At 46.4% G+C, this 11782-nt stretch carries 12 protein-coding genes; 2 read left to right on the top strand and 10 right to left on the bottom strand.

The features are described from left to right. Positions 1-5 precede the first annotated feature (5 nt). Positions 6-1301 carry an ATP-binding protein gene (locus EXT46_RS08570; RefSeq protein WP_130146665.1) on the top strand — a complete coding sequence of 432 codons (1296 nt, stop codon included), beginning with the start codon at positions 6-8 and terminating at the stop codon, positions 1299-1301. 194 nt (positions 1302-1495) lie between these two features. Continuing rightward, on the top strand, positions 1496-2734 hold the full coding sequence (locus EXT46_RS08565) for a LysM peptidoglycan-binding domain-containing protein (protein ID WP_130146663.1): 1239 nt from the start codon (positions 1496-1498) through the stop codon (positions 2732-2734). Here EXT46_RS08565 and EXT46_RS08560 read toward each other — a convergent pair. The 10 genes from EXT46_RS08560 to atpH all read right to left on the bottom strand — a co-directional run bounded on the left by EXT46_RS08560 (position 2731) and on the right by atpH (position 11782). Further along, on the bottom strand, positions 2731-3405 hold the full coding sequence (locus EXT46_RS08560; protein WP_130146661.1) for a hypothetical protein: 675 nt from the start codon (positions 3403-3405) through the stop codon (positions 2731-2733). The genes EXT46_RS08565 and EXT46_RS08560 overlap by 4 nt on opposite strands. A gap of 122 nt (positions 3406-3527) precedes the next feature. Continuing rightward, positions 3528-4064, bottom strand: a complete 537-nt coding sequence (locus EXT46_RS08555) for a hypothetical protein (protein WP_130146659.1) — start codon at positions 4062-4064, stop codon at positions 3528-3530. A 52-nt stretch (positions 4065-4116) separates the two neighbouring features. After that, the gene (locus EXT46_RS08550) at positions 4117-4656 is read right to left on the bottom strand and encodes a hypothetical protein (RefSeq protein WP_130146657.1); all 540 of its coding nucleotides are present in this window, start codon (positions 4654-4656) and stop codon (positions 4117-4119) included. Positions 4657-4702: 46 nt separating this feature from the next. After that, positions 4703-5242: a hypothetical protein gene (locus tag EXT46_RS08545; RefSeq protein WP_130146655.1), complete on the bottom strand. Its 540-nt coding sequence runs from the start codon at positions 5240-5242 to the stop codon at positions 4703-4705. A gap of 93 nt (positions 5243-5335) precedes the next feature. After that, entirely contained in the window at positions 5336-6697 is a 1362-nt protein-coding gene (gene glmU / locus EXT46_RS08540) for a bifunctional UDP-N-acetylglucosamine diphosphorylase/glucosamine-1-phosphate N-acetyltransferase GlmU (RefSeq protein WP_045979459.1), read from the bottom strand. Positions 6698-6924: 227 nt separating this feature from the next. Continuing rightward, a complete protein-coding gene (locus tag EXT46_RS08535) occupies positions 6925-7347 on the bottom strand; it encodes a F0F1 ATP synthase subunit epsilon (RefSeq protein WP_130146653.1) in 423 nt (140 codons plus the stop codon). Positions 7348-7360: 13 nt separating this feature from the next. Next, entirely contained in the window at positions 7361-8746 is a 1386-nt protein-coding gene (atpD, locus tag EXT46_RS08530; protein WP_022944890.1) for a F0F1 ATP synthase subunit beta, read from the bottom strand. 32 nt (positions 8747-8778) lie between these two features. Next, positions 8779-9639 carry a F0F1 ATP synthase subunit gamma gene (atpG, locus tag EXT46_RS08525; protein ID WP_022944889.1) on the bottom strand — a complete coding sequence of 287 codons (861 nt, stop codon included), beginning with the start codon at positions 9637-9639 and terminating at the stop codon, positions 8779-8781. A 53-nt stretch (positions 9640-9692) separates the two neighbouring features. Then, a complete protein-coding gene (atpA, locus tag EXT46_RS08520; RefSeq protein ID WP_022944888.1) occupies positions 9693-11234 on the bottom strand; it encodes a F0F1 ATP synthase subunit alpha in 1542 nt (513 codons plus the stop codon). 14 nt (positions 11235-11248) lie between these two features. After that, positions 11249-11782, bottom strand: coding sequence for a F0F1 ATP synthase subunit delta (atpH, locus tag EXT46_RS08515; protein WP_053911012.1), 534 nt, complete (start codon positions 11780-11782; stop codon positions 11249-11251).

The following is an 11782-nucleotide window of genomic DNA, read 5'->3' as shown; positions in this document are numbered from 1 at the left end:
CACTGATGTCTGCAAATACAAAACTGTCGTTATTGTTAGCTGGCGTTATACTCACGGCATTAGGCGCCCAATATAGTTGGTACAGCTTACAATTACCGGCGCTAACCACAGGTATGATATTGGTCGCACTGGCCTGCATTTGCAGTATTTTAGTGCTGTTTAAACGCCAAAGCCGCCAAGCGCAATTAGCACTTAAAGCCCTGGCTAACGGGGATAGTAGCCTGGGGTTGCCTCGCAACCATCCTATGCGGGTACAGTATAACGAAGTTAAAGAGCAAATCTTGCAAGCCCGGTTGGCTGCGGAGCAACAAGCCCAGTTTATGCAAACCCTGCTAATCCATATCGATATGGCGGTGTTAGTGTTCGATGCGCAGGGCAATATTATTGAACAAAACCCGGCTGTCGCAAGGCTGCTCGGGGCTCCTGTGAAAGATCTGCAATCGTTAGCGCAGCTCGGTGAGTTTATTAGTGAAGCACACAGTCAGTGTCAATCAACAGCTCTATGGCAGCGAGGAGAACAGCAGGACACCTTGTCTATACAAATAAGTTTGGCCACCATCCAAGGGCAAGAGCTAAAAATTGTGACTTTGCAGTCGATTCATGAGCAATTACTACTGAAAGAACAACAAGCCTATAAGCGCTTAACGCGCGTTCTCACGCACGAAATTGCCAACTCGATTACCCCACTGTCATCATTGGCACACACCTGCACCGGTCTGTTGCCACAAGGACTGAATTTTACTGATAGCGAAGATAAAGAAGACTTAGCACTTGCTTTACAAACCCTGCATAGCCGCACTGAAGGGTTAAGCGCCTTTATCGCACGTTTTCGATCGATCAGTAATCTGCCCAAGCCAGATCTCAAGGCGCAATCTCTTGCAGATGTGGTAACACGTTGTTGTGCCCTCTTCAAAACAGACTTGGAGCAGCAGCATATTACTCTAGAGCTACAAACCCACAGCGACACTTTAGTGATGTGTGATGCCCAGCAAATTGAGCAGGTATTAATTAATCTGATCAAAAATGCCATAGAAGCAATGAGTGTGAACTGTGCAGACAAAACCTTGTCTATGGTTGTTGATAAAAATAGCCAAGGGCAGTTATACATTGCCGTGTGTGATACCGGTGGTGGCATCAGTAAACAAGCTCAAGAAATGATGTTCGTGCCTTTCTTCACTACTAAACAGCAAGGTTCAGGGATAGGTTTGGCGCTGAGCAAACAAATTATGGTTAGCCATGGTGGCGACCTAACCTACCATGAGCAACCCCAAGGGGCATGTTTACGCTGCGTCTTTGGATAACACCAATGAGCTCTGAGGGCGCAGTTAGCAAGCCCTCGCTTCAGCGGCCGCTCAGATTTAGCTCACCTTATGTTAAGGTGCCAACGCTAAGCTGATTCGCCGAAAATGACCGAATTAAGTTTATAATTTAAGTAGCATTTATGTATCGAATTTCAGCGCTATTAGTTTTTTTGTTCCTCGCGGGTTGCCAGAGCATGAGCTCAAAGCCCCAGCCCCCTGTAAACAATGACACCATAAAAACCGAGGCTCAATCCCCAAGTGTAAGTGAAAAGGCGGAACTGCCGTCAGTGCAATCGAAAAAGCCGCAACAACCTCAACAAACACCGCAACAAGTGGACGATGTATGGCAACGTATCCGTATGCAGTTGAGCTTTGCGGACTCGACTCACCCGGATGTGACAAAGCGCGTTGACTGGTATTTATCACATCCTAATTATATGGATGAAATAAGTCGTCGTGCCGAACCTTACTTGTATCATATAGTGACAGAGGTAGAAGCGCGAAACCTGCCAATAGAGTTAGCGCTAATGCCGCTGATTGAGAGTGACTTTGATGCCAGCGCCTACTCTCACAAGCATGCTAGCGGCCTATGGCAGTTAACGCCTTCGCTTGCTCAATACTTTGGCGTTAAAATCACGCCTTGGTACGATGGCCGTCAAGATGTATTCGACAGTACAGCGGCGGCGCTGGACTTTATTGAATACCTGTATAAGCGTTTTGATGGCAACTGGTATCATACTATTGCTGCATACAATGTTGGTGAAGGCCGAGTGCGCAATGCTATTGCGGCCAATAAAAAAGCGGGGAAAAGCACGGATTTTTTCGCGCTCAAACTGCCCAAACAAACGCGCAAATATGTGCCCAAACTGCTTGCTGCAGTGCATTTGCTAAAACATGAAAAAATGGACTTCCCAGCAATTGATAACAGCCCAGCCATTTCGCCTCTCCCCATCAAAGGCGCGGTTATTTTAGCCGATAAGTCGCAATGGCAAGATGTGCAAGACCTCAATCACGGCGTAATCCGCTTTCCGGCGATCATCGATGCTCCGCATTTGGTCGTACCCAAGGCTAAACAGCAACACTGGCAGCAAGCCATTGCCAAACAACAAAGTAGTGATTACAGCCAATGGCAGCATTACACCATTGCCAAGGGGGATAGTTTAAGTGTTATTGCCGAGCGTTATGCTCTTAGTGTTAAGCAGCTAAAGACGTTTAATAACCTTAGCTCCGATCGCATTCGCATTGGTGATAAGCTGATTTTACCGGTATTAGCCGATGAGCAAATCGAACATAAGGTCAGCTCGGGGGAGAGCTTATGGAAAATTGCCCGCCATTACAAAGTGAGCATTGCCAAATTAAAACAGTGGAACAACCTTTCAAGCAATATATTACAGGTTGGCGACACTCTCACCGTGTTTCTATCACACAGTTAATCCTGCAACCATTTACTCATGGCCGCATCAAAGGCGGCCTGCTTTCTTTGGTTGAGATGCGGGCAAATGACTTCACCTGCGGGCATATCCGCTTGTGCCATCGGTGAAGAAGCATCCATGACAAAGCAGCGCCCATCTTGGCGTAATAGATAGTTACCCGTCACCTTGTCACCGGCGAGCACCTGCATCGCGCCTGTTGATTGCTGCACTGATGTGATATCTGGACCGGAGTAACGAGGAAGCTCATCAAGCTGTACCTTGCCCATCCCAGCTGATGACTGCGTTTTTGCAAACGCACGAGTGACGCGTTGCTCAAAGTGCGCATAAGGGTTTATTTTCACCGGGGTTTTGTCTGCTTTTTCAGCATCAGTCGCACGATTTTTAAGAGCTTCACTGTGCTGATTAGCTGTTCCTTCACCTTCCTCTTTTTGAACGAGCGCGACTGAGCGTGAGTCATTATTCACTGAGCGCTGCGGCTTAATCGGCTCTGGCGCATGCACGGGCTGCTCTATCTTATTTTCTGGCGGAGGCAAGCTAATTATCACCACCTGCATGGTTTCCGGGGGCTCTTGCTGATGCGCTCGCATTACCGCCGGAGTGGCGGTGCTCAACACATACCCAAGAATTAGCATATGGCAAGTAATTGAAATGAGTAAGGCGCGTAAAAACATATCCCTATGCTACAAAAATAACATCACCTTATAAGGACTGCAGATACGACTATTTAGTTCATGGGGCTACGTAAAAATAGAACAAGCCGCATGACGCGGCTTGTTTTAACTGCAAAAACTAACTACTTCAGGTTTTCAATAAGCTCATTGGCACGCAGCACAGTCTCATGCAAGTTGTTTTTTAATACAGCATCAACCTTGTCATTATGACAGATTTCAATGTCCGTCACCCAGGCAGTAGTAACAGGATCTGTAAAAAATAAGGTAAAGCTAGGACAGGGCTGATAACCATTGTGTGACGCCCATAATGGCCAGAGTAAGTAACTGGCAGAAACCAGAGTAATAGTCAGTATCAGTAGAACCACTAATATTATTTTCAGCCAATTTAAAGCCAAATTAATATATTTATTATCTAGCCAAAATGCTTTTACAGTATTCAAGGTTCCATTTATTAAAAGACATACACTAATCATCCAACTAGTAATCAAGCCGGACATAACTGGCTCAAATAAAATCAGACTTAAGCCACTGGTTGGGTAAGTAAAATGTGTGATATTTATCTCAAATCCAGCAGCTAACATAAACCACGTAAGTCCAACAACGACTAATGACATACCTGCTAGGCAGTACAAATAGAAAGAATCGACTTCATGACGCATTTAGCTTTCCTATAAAAATTCAAAAAGTGGGCAAGTAACCTTTAATAAAGTGCTATTGATGCTGGCTTTCAATAAGCTCATTGGCACGCAGGACATTCTTATGCAAGCTATTTTTTAATACGGTATCGACCTTGTCATTATGACAGATTTCAATATCCGTCACCCATGCGGTGGCCAATGATTCATTGTGCAACAGGGTGAAATCCGGACATGACTGATAACCACTATGCGATGCTCTGATAGGCCAGGCTACATAATTGGCACTCACAACAACGAGAATTAAAACAAAGAAAGCCACTGAGGCCTTTCCTAATCTATTTAGTGCTAATTTAATATGTTTATTGTCTTGCCATATTTCATTCATAGAGACAAAAATACCTACTACAAAAGCGAATATGGTAATAGCCCAACTTATAGGTATGAGGGGGAATAGAGGTTCAAATACTACGAGTGACAAGCCACTTGCTGGGTAATTAAATTGTACAGCTGATAACTCAAATCCAAGCGCTAACATAAACCATGTCAGCCCAACAACGACGAAAAAAAGAAACACCGAAGCGTAAAAGTAAAAAGTATCCACATCCCTGCTCATTGTACTTGTCCTTCAAAAAGTGGCTCAGTATACACCTCATACAATGCTACTTTTTTAGGTTTTCAATAAGCTCATTGGCACGCAGGACAGTCTCATGCAAGCTGTTTTCTAATACGGTATCAACCTTGTCATTATAACAGGTTTCAATATCCGTCACCCATGCGGTAACAAATGACTCATTGTGTAACAAAGTAGAGCTGGGGCAAGGCTCAAAGTTATTATATGACGCCCACATTGGCCAGAGTAGATAGTTTGCGACAAACAAAGTTAAGCCACAAAAAAACATTTTATTAAATACTTTACCCACCTGTTTTTGAGCAAGTCTTATACGCTCGTTATCTTTCCACATTTCTTTCACAGAGCCAATGACGGCAACTATAAAAACGAATAGAATAAGAATCCAACCTATCACCGTGCAAGACATTATTGGGTCAAATACAATAATAGATAGCCCACTGACTGGATATTCAAAGTGTATTTCCGTCAGCTCAAAACCAAATGAAAACATAAACCACGGAAGTCCAACAACGACTAATGACATACCTGCCAGACAGTACAAATAAAAAGAATCAACTTCCTTGCCCACTTTACCTCTCCTGTAATACAACCAAACCCATATATAGAACAAGCCGCATGGCGCGGCTTGTTCTATTATCACTTGGCGAGTACTTTTAACAGCTTAGCTCTTTTTTGTAGGGCGTTGCCAGCCGTCTAAATTACGCTGCTTGCCTCGCGCTACCGCCAGCTGTTTATCGCCCACATTAGTGGTCACGACTGAGCCGGCACCCACTGTGGCAGTGGCGCCAATTTCTACCGGAGCCACCAGCGAGGAGTTAGAGCCAATAAAGGCATGATCGCCGATAATAGTTTGCGACTTATTAACGCCATCGTAATTACAGGTGATTGTGCCGGCGCCTATATTCACCTTTTCGCCTATCTGTGCATCGCCCAAGTAGGTCAGGTGGTTTGCTTTTGAGCCCTTTCCTAGACGGGACTTTTTCATTTCCACAAAATTGCCGATATGAGAGTCTTCTTCCATAACTGCCCCGGGGCGTAGGCGCGCATAGGGGCCTAAAGTGCACTTCGCAGCGACACTGGCATCTTCAATCAAGGTATTGGCCTTAATCACCACGCCATCACCAATTTTGCAGTCTTTTAATACGCAGTTAGGGCCGATAACAACATCGTCGCCGAGCTCTACCTGACCTTCAAAGATGACATTAACATCAATGTGTACATCCTGACCTGTGGTCACTGTGCCACGTACATCGATGCGGGCCGGGTCGGCTAGGCTCGCACCGTTGATCATCAACTGTTCGGCTTGCCAACCTTGATAGGCACGCTCCAACTGAGCGAGCTGTACGCGATTATTAGCGCCTTCAACTTCCATAGGGTGCGATGGTTGGCTTGAACTGATTTCAACGCCTTCTGAGTGGGCCATAGCGACAATATCGGTAAGGTAGTATTCGCCTTGAGCATTACTGTTCGATAGATTGCCCAACCACTTTTTCAACAACCCGCCATGACAGGCCATGATACCGGTGTTAATTTCGGTAATTTTCAGTTGCTCTTCATTGGCATCTTTTTGCTCGACAATACCCACCAGTTTGCCATTATCGCGCAGCATACGCCCATAGCCATTAGGGTCGGCCAAATCCACGGTAAGCACCGCTAGGCCACGCTCAGGAGTGGCTTTTAATAACCCCTCTAAGGTTTCTTGCTTGGTCAGTGGCACGTCGCCATATAAAATCAGTACTCTATCGTCATCGCCAATATGTTCTTTGGCTACAGCGACAGCATGGCCCGTGCCTAGCTGCTGCTCTTGTAGCACCCAATTGACCTCATTATGACCGAGTTGTTGTTTAAGCAACTCGCCACCATGACCATAAACTAGGTTGGTGCTGGTGGCCCCTAAGGCCTTAGCATTATCAATGACGTGTTGAACCATCGGCTTGCCGGCAACCGGATGCAGCACCTTAGGCAACTTAGAACGCATGCGTGTACCTTTACCCGCAGCTAAAATTACAGTCGTTAAATTCATTCTAATATCCTTTTTTCGCGACGTGACAGCGCACACTCAGCTCACGCTTTAAGTTGGCACATCCTGTGTCCGAACACAGCTGACTAAAAAGCCGCCAGCGATATTCTGGTATGGCTATCGACAATACCGACCATTGTATCTGCAACAGTGTGAACATAGAAAGAACAGACATAAAAAAACCCGCGCTTTAAGCGCGGGTTTTTGCAAACCTATGAGGTTGGAAGCGTTTAGCTGTTACGCAATTGACGAATAACACGAAGCTGCGCAAGCGCCTCTTCGAGTTGAATCGCAGCTTTATGGTAATCAAGCTCGCCACTGCCAGCTTTATCCATTTGCTCTTGCGCTTCACGCTTAGCCTGCTCTGCCGCTTGTTCATCAAGCTCTTCAGCTCGTAAAGCGGTATCTGCAAGGACAGTTACATTATGAGGTTGTACCTCTAATGTACCGCCAGCAACATAGATGATTTCTTCACCACCTAGTTGCTTTACTAAACGGACCATTCCAGGTTTGAGGGCAGTTAGTAGCGGTGCGTGGCCAGGCATAATACCAAGCTCACCTTCACTACCTGTCACTTGAAGTGATTCTACGCGGCCAGAGAAAATCATCTCTTCAGCGCTTACAACATCAAGATGTACGGTCATAGCTGCCATACTCCCCTCCTAGTTACATGCTTTTCGCTTTTTCAACAGCTTCTTCGATTGAACCTACCATGTAGAACGCTTGCTCTGGTAGCTCATCGTATTCGCCGTCAAGAATGCCTTTAAAGCCTGCGATAGTGTCTTTCAATGAAACGTATTTACCTGGCGCACCTGTAAATACCTCAGCAACGAAGAACGGCTGAGATAGGAAACGCTGGATCTTACGTGCACGTGATACTACTTGCTTATCTTCATCAGACAGCTCGTCCATACCTAGGATGGCGATGATGTCTTTCAGCTCTTTATAACGCTGTAGTACGGTTTGAACGCCACGCGCGATGTCGTAGTGCTCTTGACCGATAACAAGCGGATCTAGCTGACGTGAAGATGAGTCAAGTGGGTCAACCGCTGGGTAGATACCTAGCGACGCGATGTCACGAGATAGTACAACTGTTGCATCCAAGTGCGCGAACGTCGTTGCTGGTGACGGGTCAGTCAAGTCATCCGCTGGTACATATACCGCTTGGATTGAAGTGATTGAGCCAGTCTTAGTTGACGCGATACGCTCCTGTAGTACACCCATTTCTTCAGCAAGTGTAGGCTGATAACCTACTGCTGATGGCATACGACCTAGTAGTGCTGATACTTCAGTACCGGCTAGGGTATAACGATAGATGTTATCTACGAAGAATAGTACGTCACGACCTTCGTCACGGAACTTCTCAGCCATAGTTAGACCAGTCAAAGCAACACGTAGACGGTTACCTGGTGGCTCGTTCATCTGACCATATACTAGCGATACTTTATCGAGTACGTTTGAGTCGTTCATTTCGTGATAGAAGTCATTACCCTCACGCGTACGCTCACCAACACCAGCGAATACTGAGAAGCCGCTGTGCTCGATTGCGATGTTACGGATAAGTTCCATCATGTTTACGGTTTTACCTACACCGGCACCACCGAATAGACCAACTTTACCACCTTTAGCGAATGGACATACAAGGTCGATTACCTTGATACCAGTCTCTAAAAGTTCAACTGAGTTGCTCTGCTCTTCGTATGAAGGTGCAGCTCGGTGGATAGACATACGGTCTTCTTCACCGATTGGGCCAGCTTCATCAATTGGGTTACCCAATACGTCCATGATACGACCTAGGGTCTTAGTACCAACTGGAACCATGATTGGCTCGCCAGTATTCTCTACTGCTGTACTACGACGTAGACCGTCAGTAGTACCTAGTGCGATAGCACGTACCACACCGCCACCTAGCTGCTGTTGCACTTCTAGTGTCAAACCTGCTAGGTCGCCTTCTGTAATTTTTAGTGCGTCATATACGGCTGGCACGTTGTCTTGTGGAAACTCGATGTCCACAACGGCGCCGATAATTTGGACGACCTTACCTAAACTCATGTCAATTCCTCTCGTTAAACTTTGCCGAAGCGTTAAACCGCTGCCGAACCGCTCACAATCTCACTGATCTCTTGTGTGATTGCTGCTTGACGCGCTTTGTTGTACTGCAATTGCAACTGATCCATCAGGTCGCCGGCATTATCAGTTGCAGCTTTCATTGCAACCATACGGGCGGCCTGCTCAGAGGCAGCATTCTCAACCACACCTTGATAAACTTGTGACTCAATGAAACGCACCAACAGAGTTTCCAAAATGGCCTCTGGTGTTGGCTCGTACAAGTAGTCCCAAGCGTGGGCTGATACTTCTTCTTCAGCTTTTGGCAAAGGTAATAACTGATCGATTACTGGCTCTTGCTTCATGGTATTAACGAAATGGTTATATACCACGAACAAACGGTCAATTTTGCCTTCAGCGAACTCATCGAGCATTACTTTCACAGGACCAATTACGTCCTGAACTGAAGGGGCATCTCCAAGGCCTGCCTTTTTCGCGGCAAGCTGACCACCAAAGCTTTGGAAGAACCCAGCAGCTTTGCTGCCTAGGGTTGCGTAAGTAGCGTCAACGCCCTTTTCTTTCCAAGCCTTTACGTCTTGTGAGACTTTCTTGAACTCATTAGTGTTCAAGCCGCCACACAGACCACGGTCTGTAGAGATAACAATATAACCAACTCGCTTTACATCACGCTCTTCTAAATAAGCGTGACTAAAGTCAAGATTCGCTTGAGCAATACGACCGATCACTTTGCGTAAGTTCTCAGCGTATGGACGGCTAGAAGCAACACGCTCCTGTGCACGCTTCATTTTTGAAGCGGCAACCATTTCCATTGCGCTGGTGATCTTCTGAGTATTTTTAATACTCCCGATCTTGCTTTTAATCTCTTTTCCGCTGGCCATGACTCTCTCTCCGAATCTCGGTGAGCGCAATGCACTCACCTTAGATAACTAAATTACCAAGTTTGCGTTGACTTGAACTTCTCAAGAAGTTCTTTCAACTGTGCTTCAATCTCGGCGTTGTAGTTACCAGTTTCATTGATTTGCGCCATTAGCTCTGCGTACTCGCTTTTAGCGAAGCCGATTAGGCTTGCTTCGAAGTCCATGATTTTGCTTACTTCGATGTCAGCAAGGAAGCCTTTTTCAGCAGCGAAAAGTGATAGAGACATTTCCGCAACAGACATTGGCGTGTACTGTTTCTGCTTCATTAGCTCGGTTACGCGCTCACCATGCTCAAGTTGAGCACGTGTTGCTTCGTCAAGGTCAGAAGCGAACTGCGAGAACGCCGCAAGTTCACGATACTGAGCAAGCGCTAGACGGATACCACCACCTAGTTTCTTAACGATCTTAGTTTGCGCAGCACCACCTACACGCGATACAGAAATACCGGCGTTAACTGCAGGGCGAATACCTGAGTTAAACAAGTCAGTTTCCAAGAAAATCTGACCATCGGTGATTGAAATCACGTTGGTTGGTACGAAGGCAGAAACGTCACCACCTTGAGTTTCAATGATTGGCAATGCCGTCAATGAACCTGTTTGACCTTTCACTTCACCATTGGTGAACTTCTCAACGTAGTCAGCGTTTACACGAGCTGCACGCTCTAGAAGACGTGAGTGAAGGTAGAAAACGTCACCTGGGTATGCTTCACGGCCCGGTGGACGCTTAAGTAGAAGTGAAATCTGACGATACGCTACCGCTTGCTTAGACAGGTCATCGTATACGATAAGCGCGTCTTCACCACGGTCACGGAAGAATTCACCCATAGTACAACCAGCAAACGGTGCTAAGTACTGTAGGGCTGCAGATTCAGAAGCAGATGCTACAACAACAATCGTGTTCTCTAGGGCACCGTGCTCTTCTAATTTACGTACCACGTTAGCAATAGTCGATGCTTTTTGACCAACCGCTACGTACACACACTTAATGCCTGTGTCTTTTTGGTTGATGATAGCGTCGATTGCTAATGCAGTTTTACCAGTTTGACGGTCACCGATAACCAATTCACGCTGGCCGCGACCAACTGGAATCATGGCATCGATAGACTTATAACCAGTTTGAACTGGCTCATCTACTGATTGACGGTCGATTACACCTGGGGCGATTTTTTCGATTGGCTCGAAACCTTCGCTGTCCAGTGCACCTTTACCATCGATAGGTTGACCTAGGGTGTTTACTACACGACCTAGAAGACCATTACCGACTGGTACTTCAAGAATACGACCTGTTGATTTAACTTTTACGCCTTCTTTAAGGTCAGCGTAAGGACCCATTACTACTGCACCTACTGAGTCACGCTCAAGGTTCAATGCGATAGCATAACGGTTGCCAGGAAGCTCGATCATCTCACCTTGCATACAGTCAGCTAGACCGTGGATGCGGATGATACCGTCAGTAACAGATACGATAGTACCTTCGTTACGTGCTTCACTTACAACTTCAAACTGCTCAATGCGTTGCTTGATCAGCGCAGAAATTTCTGTGGAATTAAGTTGCATGCTCTTTTTCCCAATTACGATTGTAGTGTGGCCGCTAAGCGGTCAACTTGGCCGCGTATAGACCCGTCGATTACGGTGTCACCGGCACGAATTACCAACCCGCCAACGACGGAGGCATCAACACTACAATTCAGCTTAACTTTGCGTGCGAAACGTTGTTCGAGTGCCGCGCCTAGTTTCTCTTGCTGCGCTGCAGCAAGCTCCGTTGCAGAAATCACTGTGACTTCGATTTCTTTGTCGAACTCAGCCTTAAACTCGGCAAATAGTTCGGCAACGTCAGGCAGGGCGGCTAAACGTTCATTTTCGGCCATTAGCTTGATAAGATTTTGACCCTGTTCGTTGAGTTGGTCAGCACAAACCTTGATGATTACATCGGCTTGGTCAGACACAGACGGCAGGCTGCCAATGACTGCATTAACCTGCTCATCGCTGGCCACTTGGCCAGCGAAGTGCAGCATTTCATGCCATTGGGCAACCGCGCTTTTCTCAACGGCAAGCTCAAAAGCCGCTTTAGCGTATGGGCGAGCGATGGTAGTCAATTCAGACAT

Source organism: Pseudoalteromonas sp. CO325X, from assembly GCF_004208955.1.
Classification (GTDB): Bacteria; Pseudomonadota; Gammaproteobacteria; order Enterobacterales; family Alteromonadaceae; genus Pseudoalteromonas; species Pseudoalteromonas ruthenica.
Note: the sequence above shows the minus strand (reverse complement) of the source record. Positions and strands in the feature narration are given on the sequence as shown.

What these genes read in the sequence shown, in the direction of transcription:
- EXT46_RS08570 (WP_130146665.1), top strand. Translation starts at nt 6, where the DNA reads ATGTCTGCAAATACAAAACTGTCGTTATTGTTAGCTGGCGTTATACTC.
- EXT46_RS08565 (WP_130146663.1), top strand. Translation starts at nt 1,496, where the DNA reads ATGAGCTCAAAGCCCCAGCCCCCTGTAAACAATGACACCATAAAAACC.
- EXT46_RS08560 (WP_130146661.1), bottom strand. Translation starts at nt 3,405, where the DNA reads ATGTTTTTACGCGCCTTACTCATTTCAATTACTTGCCATATGCTAATT.
- EXT46_RS08555 (WP_130146659.1), bottom strand. Translation starts at nt 4,064, where the DNA reads ATGCGTCATGAAGTCGATTCTTTCTATTTGTACTGCCTAGCAGGTATG.
- EXT46_RS08550 (WP_130146657.1), bottom strand. Translation starts at nt 4,656, where the DNA reads ATGAGCAGGGATGTGGATACTTTTTACTTTTACGCTTCGGTGTTTCTT.
- glmU (WP_045979459.1), bottom strand. Translation starts at nt 6,697, where the DNA reads ATGAATTTAACGACTGTAATTTTAGCTGCGGGTAAAGGTACACGCATG.
- EXT46_RS08535 (WP_130146653.1), bottom strand. Translation starts at nt 7,347, where the DNA reads ATGGCAGCTATGACCGTACATCTTGATGTTGTAAGCGCTGAAGAGATG.
- atpD (WP_022944890.1), bottom strand. Translation starts at nt 8,746, where the DNA reads ATGAGTTTAGGTAAGGTCGTCCAAATTATCGGCGCCGTTGTGGACATC.
- atpG (WP_022944889.1), bottom strand. Translation starts at nt 9,639, where the DNA reads ATGGCCAGCGGAAAAGAGATTAAAAGCAAGATCGGGAGTATTAAAAAT.
- atpA (WP_022944888.1), bottom strand. Translation starts at nt 11,234, where the DNA reads ATGCAACTTAATTCCACAGAAATTTCTGCGCTGATCAAGCAACGCATT.
- atpH (WP_053911012.1), bottom strand. Translation starts at nt 11,782, where the DNA reads ATGTCTGAATTGACTACCATCGCTCGCCCATACGCTAAAGCGGCTTTT.